The sequence below is a fragment of the Flavicella sp. IMCC45668 genome (genome assembly GCF_057219105.1).
In genome coordinates, this window is record NZ_CM170114.1 from 1,092,116 (window position 1) to 1,103,939 (window position 11,824).

General features: G+C 32.2%; 7 protein-coding genes and 1 rRNA gene. 6 read left to right on the forward strand and 2 right to left on the reverse strand.

Annotation, left to right across the window (positions count from 1 at the left end):
* Positions 1 to 2,472, forward strand: a complete 2,472-nt coding sequence (locus AC2DZ0_RS05125; RefSeq protein ID WP_484644101.1) for an exopolysaccharide transport family protein — start codon at positions 1 to 3, stop codon at positions 2,470 to 2,472.
* Here the strand turns inward: AC2DZ0_RS05125 and recG are convergent.
* Positions 2,469 to 4,568: an ATP-dependent DNA helicase RecG gene (gene recG / locus AC2DZ0_RS05130; protein ID WP_484644103.1), complete on the reverse strand. Its 2,100-nt coding sequence runs from the start codon at positions 4,566 to 4,568 to the stop codon at positions 2,469 to 2,471. The two genes, AC2DZ0_RS05125 and recG, sit on opposite strands and share 4 nt — an antisense overlap.
* A 194-nt stretch (positions 4,569 to 4,762) precedes the next feature.
* Here recG and AC2DZ0_RS05135 point away from each other — a divergent pair, with 194 nt between their 5' ends.
* The 5 genes from AC2DZ0_RS05135 to AC2DZ0_RS05155 all read left to right on the forward strand — a co-directional run bounded on the left by AC2DZ0_RS05135 (position 4,763) and on the right by AC2DZ0_RS05155 (position 11,431).
* The gene (locus tag AC2DZ0_RS05135; RefSeq protein WP_484644104.1) at positions 4,763 to 5,623 is read left to right on the forward strand and encodes a hypothetical protein; all 861 of its coding nucleotides are present in this window, start codon (positions 4,763 to 4,765) and stop codon (positions 5,621 to 5,623) included.
* 35 nt (positions 5,624 to 5,658) lie between these two features.
* Entirely contained in the window at positions 5,659 to 6,495 is an 837-nt protein-coding gene (locus tag AC2DZ0_RS05140) for a hypothetical protein (RefSeq protein WP_484491943.1), read from the forward strand.
* Between the two features lie 167 nt (positions 6,496 to 6,662).
* A complete protein-coding gene (locus AC2DZ0_RS05145; RefSeq protein WP_484644105.1) occupies positions 6,663 to 7,193 on the forward strand; it encodes a hypothetical protein in 531 nt (176 codons plus the stop codon).
* A gap of 49 nt (positions 7,194 to 7,242) precedes the next feature.
* Positions 7,243 to 10,170 carry a hypothetical protein gene (locus AC2DZ0_RS05150; RefSeq protein WP_484644106.1) on the forward strand — a complete coding sequence of 976 codons (2,928 nt, stop codon included), beginning with the start codon at positions 7,243 to 7,245 and terminating at the stop codon, positions 10,168 to 10,170.
* Between the two features lie 55 nt (positions 10,171 to 10,225).
* On the forward strand, positions 10,226 to 11,431 hold the full coding sequence (locus AC2DZ0_RS05155; protein WP_484644108.1) for an RsmB/NOP family class I SAM-dependent RNA methyltransferase: 1,206 nt from the start codon (positions 10,226 to 10,228) through the stop codon (positions 11,429 to 11,431).
* 185 nt (positions 11,432 to 11,616) lie between these two features.
* Here AC2DZ0_RS05155 and rrf read toward each other — a convergent pair.
* A 5S ribosomal RNA gene (rrf, locus tag AC2DZ0_RS05160) occupies positions 11,617 to 11,727 on the reverse strand.
* Positions 11,728 to 11,824: the final 97 nt, after the last annotated feature.

Below are 11,824 nucleotides of genomic sequence, written 5' to 3' on the forward strand. Positions count from 1 at the left end.
ATGAAAAACAAGAATTCTTCATTTAATGAATCCCAAGAGGAAAATTCTATAGATTTAAAACCATTATTGTATAAAATAGTTGGTTATTGGAAACTTTTCGTTGTTACCTCAATTATAGCCTTAAGCATTGCTAAATTCAAAAACGGATATGAAGAAAAGTCATATGCAATCCACACAACTATTAGTGTAAAAGAAGAGCAGAATCCTCTATTTTCATCAAGCACAAACATTGCTTTTAACTGGGGGGGATCTAGTAACATCGTAGAAACCATAAAAGCTAGGTTCAAATCACGGACTCATAATGAAAAAGTTGTAAAACAACTAAAATTTTATATCGATTATCTTGAAGAAGGTAAATACAGACTAGAAGATGTTTATGGAAAAATCCCATTTAAAATAAAAACAGATTCTTCTAAGTATCAGTTAGCAAACACAGAAATTGGAATTCAATTCCTAGAGAAAAACAAAGCTACTGTAACTGTTAATTTTGAGAATACTGAATCAACAACAACACTTTATGAGTATGCCAACGATGGAAAAACAGTTTTTACTCCTAGTGAAATTTTATTTCAGAAAGAATTTGACATCAGAGACACCATTAAAACCCCTTTTTGTGAATTCCTGATCGAAAAAAAATACGACTTCGTCAAAACTAAGAAATACTATATAAAGTTTAAAAATATTAACAGTACCGTAAATAAGTATCGTGATCTTTATATAAAAGATTTGAAATCTGGTACCTCTCTATTAGACCTATCACTTACGGGATCCAATAAAGGTAGATTGGTAGACTATCTAAACACATCTGTTAAAGTACTTGGTAACGATCAAAAAGAGAATAAAATCTCTTACGCCATAAAAACGAAAAAATATATTGATACTCTATTTAAAAATGAAGCAGAACGATTACAGCAACTAGAAATAGAACTATCAAAATTCAAAGATTCGACAAATTTGTATAATGTAGAAACAGAAGGAAATCGTTTATTTGAAAAGATTATTGAAATTGATGAGGAACTTTTGATAAAGCAAAGAAGTCAAGATTACATAAAAAACCTACGAAATTATCTTATTTCACATGATCAGCGTTCAAAAGACATACCAGCTCCTACAATTACCGAAATTAACGAACCTACCACAATTTCGAACACTCAGGAACTCATCACGTTGGTTACCTTGAAAAACGAATTAGAAGACGCAGGGGTTACTGCGATTCACCCAGAGATGATTGATATTAGAAACAGAATTGAGTCTAGAAAAAAGATTGTTGTAGAAAATTTAACCTCTTTGGAGAAAAAAAACAAAAACGATATCAATCAACTTAATAAAAGATTAAACAAACTAAACAGAGAACTAAAAAAAATCCCTCAGCTTGAGCAAGAATTAGTAAAATACTCAAGAAATTACGAACAAACAGAAAGTAATTATACTTACCTAAAACAAAAAAGTTACGAGGCCGGAACAGCAATTGCTGCAAACGTTTCGGACATTAAAGTATTAGATATAGCCAAAGATGTTGGACAAGGCTCCTCAAAACCTAGAACCTCGTTCAATTACATGGTTTCACTAATGCTGGCTATCATCTTTCCTTTGATGTATATCGTACTTAAACAATTATTAGACGATAGTATTAGTAGTGTTGAGGAGATAGAGAAAAGTTATTCAATTCCTGTTCTAGGTGTCATTGGAAAGAATACTAGTTCCACAAATCTTGCAGTTTTTGAAAGACCCAAATCATCGGTAGCGGAATCCTTTAGAGCCTTACGGTCTAATATTAAATTTTTGACCGAATCAAGGGAAAGCGACAATAAATTCAGTAGAAACAAAACGATTCTATTAACCTCTTCTGTTAGTGGAGAAGGAAAAACAATGGTTTCAATAAACATGGCAACTGCCTTTGCTTTGAGTGGTAAAAAAACAATCCTAATTGGATTAGATTTGCGAAAACCAAAAATATTCAATGATTTCAATATTGATAATAATATTGGAATTGTTAATTATTTAATCAATCAAAAAACAATTGAAGAAATAACCCATAAAACGGAAATCCCAAATATGGATCTAATTGTTTCGGGTCCAATTCCTCCAAATCCTTCTGAACTAATTCTAGGATCTAACACTACTAAGTTTTTCAATACCTTAAAAACACAGTATGATTACATCATCATTGACACTCCACCAGTAGGTTTGGTTTCAGATGCTTTTGAACTTTTAAAATACTCCGATGCTAATATTTACGTAATCCGCCAAAACTTCTCTAAACGAGGAATGATGAAAATGATCGATGACAAATACATCAATGGTGAAGTACAAAATATTGGTTATATTCTTAACGATTTTACCTCTAATGGAAAATACGGATACGGATACGGCTATGGTTATGGATACGGCTATGGTTATGGAAACAGCTATCACGAAAATGAAAAACTATCTATAAAAGATAAGATTTCTAATTTTCTCACAAAATCCTAGCTGATATTAGACCATAGATTTGATTTTTTGACAAAGGAAGAATAAACTTCAGACAAATTTTTATTTTTCTCATTTTTTAATTCAGGATCTACCTTAAGAAGTTCGATAGCAGTTTGCCTGGCCTTTTCCAATATTTCGGTATCCTGAACTAAATTTGCTATTTTTAAATTTAAAACACCACTTTGTTGCGTCCCCATGAGGTTTCCTGGTCCACGAAGTTTCAAATCAACATCTGCAATCTCAAATCCATCAGAAGAACTTACCATGGTTTCAATTCTTTTTTTAGCATCTGTTGACAATTTATAACCAGACATCAGTACACAATAACTTTGTTCTGCTCCTCTACCAACCCTACCACGCAATTGATGTAATTGAGACAATCCAAACCGTTCAGAACTTTCAATAACCATTATACTCGCATTTGGCACATTTACTCCTACTTCAATCACGGTAGTTGCCACCATAATCTGTGTTTCTCCTTTTACAAATCTATTCATTTCAAACTCTTTATCAACAGCTTTCATTTTTCCATGAACAATGCTAATTTGGTAGTTTGGAGAAGGAAACTCACGTACTATACTTTCATACCCATCCATTAGGTCTTTATAATCCATTGCCTCTGATTCTTCTATCAAAGGATATACAACATACACCTGCCTTCCTTTGGTAATCTCGTCCCTCATAAACTTGAATACTTTTAATCGATTACTATCAAAACGATGTACCGTTGTAATCTCTTTCCTTCCTGGAGGCAACTCATCGATTACAGAAATTTCTAAATCTCCATAAGCACTCATTGCTAAGGTTCTAGGAATTGGGGTTGCCGTCATTACCAAAACATGGGGTGGTTTGACATTCTTCATCCACATCTTAGACCTTTGAGCTACTCCAAATCTATGTTGTTCATCTATAATTGCTAATCCAAGGTTTTTAAACTTTACCTTATCCTCAAGTAAAGCATGAGTCCCTACTAAAATATCTAAAGATCCATCCTCTAATGCGGCATGAATTTCCTTTCTTTCCTTAGTTTTGGAAGACCCCGTTAACAAACTCACTTTTATATTGGAATTTCCAAGTGCTTCTTTTACACTAAAATAATGTTGATTTGCTAATATCTCTGTTGGAGCAATTAAGGCTGCCTGAAACCCATTATCCAAGGCCAACAGCATTGCTAATGTGGCAACAATAGTTTTCCCTGAACCAACGTCCCCTTGCAAAAGTCTATTCATATGAACACCAGACCCCACATCCTTTCTGATTTCTTTTAAAACTCTTTTCTGCGCATTTGTCAAGTCAAAACTTAAACCATTCTTATAAAAATCATTGAACTTTTCACCAACAAGACCAAAAGTATATCCGGCAATTTTTTGGTTAATGTTTATTTTTTTGTTCAATATCTGTAATTGTAAAAAAAACAACTCTTCAAATTTTAATCTATGTTCAGCTTTAGCAAGTAATTCTTGATTTTTAGGGAAGTGAATATTTAATAAGGATTCACGTTTAGATAAAAATCCAAATTTTTCAATGATATCAACAGGTAAAGATTCTTTTATTCCACCATAAAAATCCCTAAATACGTGCTCCAGAATAGTACACATAACTTTATTCGATACTCCTCTTCCTGCTAACTTTTCGGTTGAGGGGTAGACGGGCTGGATACCAGGTCGCAAACTTTTTTCAAATAAAGATAGTAATTCAACCTCTGGATGCGCCATACTGAAATTGCCATTATAAAATTTCAATTTCCCATAAATAACATAACTCTTCCCCTCTTTCATGGAATCTTTTAACCATTTCCCTCCTTTAAACCACACTAACTCAATAGTTCCTGAAGGATCTTTAAAAACGGCCGTAAAACGAGAACCTCTTTTTTGTTTAACCTCTTTAAAATTTGAGATTTCACCTATCATTTGCACTTCAGATGAGGTAGGCTGTAACTCTCGTACCTTATAAAATTTTGATCTATCTATATATCTTATCGGGATAAGTGAAAACAAATCTTGAACCTTCCTTATCCTTAATTCGGACAATAGCAACTCCGCTCTAGCAGGTCCAACCCCTTTTAAATAAGATACTGGTATATTAAAATCTTTCATTTTCAACTAAAAACTCTTGTCAAAACTAATCAATAAATTCTAAAAGACTAAATAATCTATTTAAAACATCGGAATAAAATAAGCAACTTGACATTTTAACAAAACATTAATTTCTTTCACTTTTATTTGTTTTTCCGATAAAACCATTTATATTTGTTAAACATACAATTAATATTACCCTATACCCCCGATTAATGTATCTTCTTAAAAAATATACCCCTATTGCAGTATTACTTCTGTTTTTAACTTCTGTTTATTCACAGAATAAATCTGTAAAAAAAGTTGGAATTTCGTCAGACAAAAAGACTTCCGGTGTTTCTGTTTCTCCAGCACATTTTCATTTAAACTTAAAACAAGGTCAGTCAAAAGTTTATAGTATAACTATTAACAATGACACTCCATCTTCTAAAAGTTTCGGACTTAAAATGTTGGACTTTAATATGAATGGAAAGGGAAAAAGTCAATTTTTAGAAGCTGGAGAAGGAAAATATTCGTTATCTAAATGGGTTTCAATAAGCCCAACTTTTGTAGAATTGAAACCACATGAAAAACGAAAAGTTGATTTTACAGTTTCAGTGCCTGTTTCTGAATCTGGCGCGAAAGCAGCTTGGAGTATTATCATGATTGAGCAACAAGAAGCTCGTACTTCATTGAGCCCAGATAATAAATCAGAAGGCACAGTTGCTTTAGGTGTTATACCTACATTTGCTTTTGGTGTATTTGTATACCAAAACCCTCCTAACGTAGCACTTAATGAAGTCGAATTCATAGATTTTGTTTATAACGAAACTGGTAAAAAAATATCTATTATCGCTGAAAATAAAGGTGATGGTATTTCATATTGCACATCGTATATTGATTTGACAAACTTAAAGACCGGAACACAACAAAGATTAAAAGTGAAAAAATTCACTATTCTACCTGATTTGGTAAGAGATTTTATTTTTAAGATACCGCCTGATGTAGAACCCGGTGATTATATTGCTGTAGGAGTATTAGATTTTGAGAATTCAGAAGAAATACAAGCAGCCAAAATGGAATTTTCAATAAATTAATATAAACAATTACTAACCCCTAATTTTAAAAAACAATGAAAACAACAAACAAGTTTAAATTATTCGCAGCAGCAGCAGCTCTTATTGGAACTACTGCAAGTGCACAGCTTATCGATGAAAAAGATGTTTCAATTACACTTGACTTACAGCCTGTACTTCAATTGGAAATGACAACACCAGATCAAATTCAATTTGTATTTGATGACATCAACGAATATCAAGCTGGTATAACTCAATATGCAGCAACTATCTTAAAAGTTAGTTCTACAGTAAGTTGGGATTTATATGCTGTGGGTAGATCACAAGGAAATTCAGGAGATGGATTTTGGGATCAACAAATTGACTATGGTAACGGAGATAATGTAAACGCTGTTGGAGAATTACCTTTAAGTTTATTAGAAATCAGACAAAACACTCCAAACTCTGCTATTCCAGCTATTGTGGATCCATTAATCCAAACAAGAGATTATAGTGCACAATTCCAAAATGACAGAACTACAAATCAAAGTGATGGAATTACCGCAGGAGTAGCTGCGGATCCAATTGCATTACACCAGAATAATATTTATGTAAATTCTGCAGGAACACCTCCAGGACCTACTGGTAAATATATTGCTGGTCATAGTGGTACTAGTGGAGTTGAAGACTTTATGCCAGGTGGAACTTATTTAAACCAAACTGGTACAACTTCTGATTATTACTATACAATTGATTATAGAATTCTTCCAGGATTACCTGCTACTTTCCCAATGGCTTATGACCATACTTTAGCTGCAGCTCAAGATATTGCTACTGTAAATGGTGCTTCATCTTATGCTGAACCTGGTGTTTATACTATGTATGTACAATACATCTTATTAGAAGATCAATAGTAAACAAATAATTATACTTAAGTAAAAGGATGTAGTTCAATTACATCCTTTTACTGTATAAAACAATTAGCAACTTGAAGAAAATTCAATTCATATTTTTTCTATTTTTTGTTTTCATAATTAACTTATCAAATTCTCAAACGCACTGTGGATCTGTAGAGTTATTTTTGGAAGACACAGGGAATAATGAATTTGTTTTTGATAAGTTCTCATCTTATGAAGGTGGTTTCCCTCGCAAAACTATAGCTAGACTTAAAATTCGTGTTACTGATAAAACGACACCTGATGTTTTATGCTCTTGGAATTTAAAAATTCTGTTAGACAACGATGGAGCCCCGACTGATGAATTAGAACAGTTACATTTATATGGTGATGGCCTTGGTCAAAATCCATTATTAAGTATTTTTGAGATTCGCGCGATTAATGACTGTATGACATCAACAGACTATTCCAATTTTGTGCCTCTTAGCGATGTAACTAATGTTCTTGAACTTATAAAACCTAATGCAGGTACTTTAGATATCTCTGATATTATTAACGCTGGAGCATGCACACAAAACGTTAACGGTGTTGGAGACTATATAAGCAATTACAGTGAATTCACCTTTAAAATTGAATTAAGAATTAGACCTGGTATGTCATATAACCCAGGTACTTTCGGATTAACTTTTAATTTCCGTCTAGAAGAAAACATTTAATTTAGATTTGATACCCCTTAAAAATCTTCATACAGTTCTTCGAGTTTTTTTGACCTTTTCGTTATTCTTTTATTTAGGAATATCTAATGCTCAAACTTCTCCTGTTATATCCAACAATGATGGATATAAGGGTTCTTCCGCGGAGAAAGTTAAAACCAAGTTTATCAAACCTGAAATTGAGATTGAAAAATCTGGTTTAATTTCAAATGTTCTTAAAATAATCAATAACAGTAATGATAATCTAAACTTCACCTTAGACGTTCTAATACCTAACGACTGGAGCAGTATCATTAACCCTGACAAAACTTACAACTTACAAGTAAATGACACACTAGTTATACCAGTTATTGTAGTACCTTCTAAATTAAAGTCAGGAAATAGCGAAGTGATTATCAATAGTTTTATTTTGGACTTGGATGGTCAACAAATCGGTGACAATTCATTTATCATCCGTACAAAAAAACAAGTTAAATGGGATATTGGTGTAAAAACCGCCAATAGATTCTATTTTAAAAACGAAGAATTCAATAAAAAATTTGAATATAGCATCGTTAATAAAGGGAATTATAAACAAGATATTTCAATCAATCACAAAATTCCTAAAAAAGATTTATTTATTTCTGACACTACAAACGTTGAAAAAGAAATTGTAAAAAAAAATAATAGCATCAGTCTTGATGTAGGTGAAGAAGCGGACTTTAGCTATTACGCTTCTGCTATTCAAAAAGATGATAGAAATCAAAGGAAAGTTTCCAATACAACTTATACACCATACGAAAATAAATATTTCAAAAAGTATGACTTAGTTATAAATAGTAAAGAGGACAAATCAGGAACAAAAAAAACTTATAAAAAAACGGCAAAAGTTTCTTTCATTAAACTTCCTAATGAAATTGACATGCAAAATTACGGATACCCATCCATACCTTTGACCATGGATATGTATATCCAAAACATTTTAGCTGATAATCCATTCATGTTTATTAATTTAAGAGGGGTAAAACAATTGAAAAATAACGGTGTTTTAACCTATAACACTAATTTCAATTTCAGTAAACCTTATTATAACAACCGTTTCATTCAAGATGTACCGTGGAACGTCGCATATTTTGATGATAGAAAATCTTTCGAAATCGGTCAAACAAACACCAATATTGCTGGACTTTCTACAGGAGGAACAGGGATACGCTCTAGTTACAGATTAAATAATAACAACAGAGTAACGGCTTTTTATTCTGTATCGAAAGATCAATTCCAGAAAAAAAACAATGAATCCTATGGTGCTAGTTACAGTTTCTTTACAAACTTCTTCAGTATTAGTACCTCGTATGGAAGAAGTAACAACCTTACTTACGGCAGAACTACAAATATAATTACCGTTAGTCCTCAAATTAATTTGTTTAGAAAACATCGTTTTAATTTTTCAGCTGCACAATCTACCAATGAATATGAAACAACTGGATTTAAAAGAGTAGGTTATGCCTATACAGCTGGAATTAGTTCAACATTATCTAGAAAATTAAAATTTAATGTAAATGGTCGATACACCGATCCTAAATTCGGTAATTCCACTATAGAAAGACTTAACGCTAATCATCGCACTTCTTTTAAAATGTCTTCTAGACGCACAATTAATTTAAGTAACAGTTTTCAACAAACTAACTCATTTTTAGCAAATCAGGATATCAAACTATTATCTACTTCTTTTGCTAATAACAGATTTAACATCACTAAGAAAACAAAACTCGGATCAGTACAAAACGGTTTATTTTATGATTTAAGAGATTATGCAACCTATAAATTTAAAACCAGGGGTTATGAACATAGATTTTCCATTTACAAACCCGAACATAACTTACAAACATCTTTTAACTTTAGATTTGGTCTAACACAAGAAATTCTAGCTACTCCTACTGATAATTTATTTAATTTCGATTTTACGACATTAACGCGATATAAAATTTGGAATTTTACTTTCAAATACAATTATGGATTTACCTCAATTAATCCTAATCAAAATGTTGCTTTACTTACTAAAATTCCACAATTAATACGTGGATCTGTCCAAAACCAATATACATTTAAAAATAGACGCTTTATTTTAGAAACAAATACAAGTTATACTTATAGAAATACTGCAAATAACAACTCATTCGGGATCAGTCCAAGTTTATACTACTTTTCAAAAACTAACTGGCGATTTAGTTTTACATCTAGTTATTTTTATAATAGTTCCGACTATAGTTTTATCAATTTTGAACAACAACAATACTCAACTGCAAATATTGGTAAAACTCAATCGTCTAACTTTACCCTAGGGATGGGGATTAGAAAAGAATTTGGTATACCTATACCCTTTGCTAAAAAGCATACGGTTAATGTCCCTTTTATAGCTTTTCAAGACAGCAACGGTAATGGTATCAAAGAATATGACGAAGTTATATTAGACAACATAGTAGTATCACTAGGAACTAAAGAAGTAATTACTAACCCAAGAGGGATCGCTAAAATTAACAAAGTTCCGCTTGCAAAATACAAATTTAACGTTTTAGCATTAGAAGACTTAAAAGGCTGGTTTCCTCAAGTTAATGATTCAATTAATATCGATAGTGAAGATATTGTTTTTATACCTTATTCAAGGGGAGTTAAATTATATGGTGATGTTATCATTGACCGTCAAAAAATTGCCATCACAGATGAACAACCTATGGATTTATCTAGAATTAAAATAACAGCTACAAAAGAAAAAACTTATAGTACACTAACGGATAGTAAGGGACATTTCGAATTTTATCTTCCTAATGGTGAATATACACTTACTATGGATGATTCAATACTTAGCAGTAAACTAAGATTGTCCAGAAATAATATACCAATTGTATTAAATAATAACCAAGACGGTTATTATACATCGTTTTATATTTTAGAAAAACGTAGAAAAGTTATTATACGTGATTTTTCTAAAAAGAAAAAGTAGCAAATTCTTCTTTACGGTCTGATTTAAGTACCTTTGCATTCTCAAAATAATGACTATGCGTTTACACAGAAATTTAGTATTCACAGTTATCGATTCATTAAATGCCATATTTAACGAATGTATATACGCTGATAAAGCAGTTGAAGCTGCACTTAAAAAAGACCCGAGATGGGGAGCTAGAGATAGAAAATTTGTTGCAGAAACTATTTATGAAATTGTAAGATGGAAGCGTCTCTATAATGAAGTTGCTGAAACTAAAGATCATTTCTCTAGAGAAAACCTTTGGAAACTTTTTACTGTTTGGGCGGTTCTTAGAGGTATAGAATTACCTGATTGGAAATACTTTACTAATGCGCCTGTTAGACGGATCAAAGGAAGATTTGATGAACTACAATCAATACGTAAAATAAAAGAATCTATTCCTGACTGGTTAGACGAATTAGGTGTTCAAGAGTTAGGGAAAAATTGGGATAAAGAAATTAAAGCCTTAAACATCCAAGCTCCCGTTGTTCTTCGTGCCAATACCTTGAGAGGGTCTCGTCAAAACTTAGAAAGAACATTAAATGACAATGAAGTTGAAACTACTGTAGACCCTAAATATAAAGACGCATTAATTCTTAAAGAACGAAAAAATGTTTTTAGAACGGACGCATTTAAAAGTGGTTTATTTGAAGTTCAAGATGCCTCTTCACAACTCGTAGCTGAATATCTTGAAGTTAAACCGGGAATGCGCGTTATTGATACTTGTGCCGGTGCAGGAGGTAAAACGTTGCATCTTGCTGCACTTATGGAAAACAAAGGATCTATCGTTGCAATGGATATCTATGGTGGAAAATTAAAAGAGCTTAAAAGACGTGCAAAACGTGCCGGTGCTCACAATATCACACCAAAACAAATAGAAGGTACCAAAACCATTAAAAAACTCCATAATAGCGCGGATAGAGTTTTAATTGATGCGCCATGCTCAGGATTAGGAGTTCTTAAAAGAAACCCAGATGCCAAATGGAAATTACAACCAGAGTTTATCGAGAACATCAAACGTACACAAGAAGAAATCCTTGCTAGCTATTCAAAATTAGTTAAAAAAGGTGGTAAGTTAGTTTATGCGACTTGTTCTATTTTACCTTCTGAAAACGAAAACCAAGTAAAGAAATTCCTTTCGAACAATGATGAATTTGTATTCATAAAGGATAACAAAGTTCTACCTTCAGAAAGTGGTTTTGACGGTTTCTATATGGCTCTGTTGGAAAGAAAACAATAAGCCCTAATTATTATATAATTCTTTAAATCCCTCTTATTAGATAATAAGAGGGATCTTTTTATAAGATTGTATTGTTACAATGTCAGCTTTCCTGTATAGATTGTTCAATAGTATCAATGCAGTAAAAAGTATTTTAAGTTTATCACAAAAAAAACCTCAATCATTTTACTGATTGAGGTTTCAAAAAAAGGCGGTGACATACTCTCCCACCGGTTAGGCAGTACCATCTGCGCTGATAGGTTTAACTTCTCTGTTCGGAATGGGAAGAGGTGAGCCCTATCGCAATAACCACCTTAAGGTCTTTGTTAGTCTAATTTCTTAAACCAGTATTTAATAATTAACATATTGAAATGCATCAGAGATGCCATAAATATAATATTCAAATTAGAAGTG

Coding starts and splice junctions, on each gene's coding strand:
- AC2DZ0_RS05125 (WP_484644101.1), top strand. CDS start 1: ATGAAAAACAAGAATTCTTCATTTAATGAATCCCAAGAGGAAAATTCT.
- recG (WP_484644103.1), bottom strand. CDS start 4,568: ATGAAAGATTTTAATATACCAGTATCTTATTTAAAAGGGGTTGGACCT.
- AC2DZ0_RS05135 (WP_484644104.1), top strand. CDS start 4,763: ATGTATCTTCTTAAAAAATATACCCCTATTGCAGTATTACTTCTGTTT.
- AC2DZ0_RS05140 (WP_484491943.1), top strand. CDS start 5,659: ATGAAAACAACAAACAAGTTTAAATTATTCGCAGCAGCAGCAGCTCTT.
- AC2DZ0_RS05155 (WP_484644108.1), top strand. CDS start 10,226: ATGCGTTTACACAGAAATTTAGTATTCACAGTTATCGATTCATTAAAT.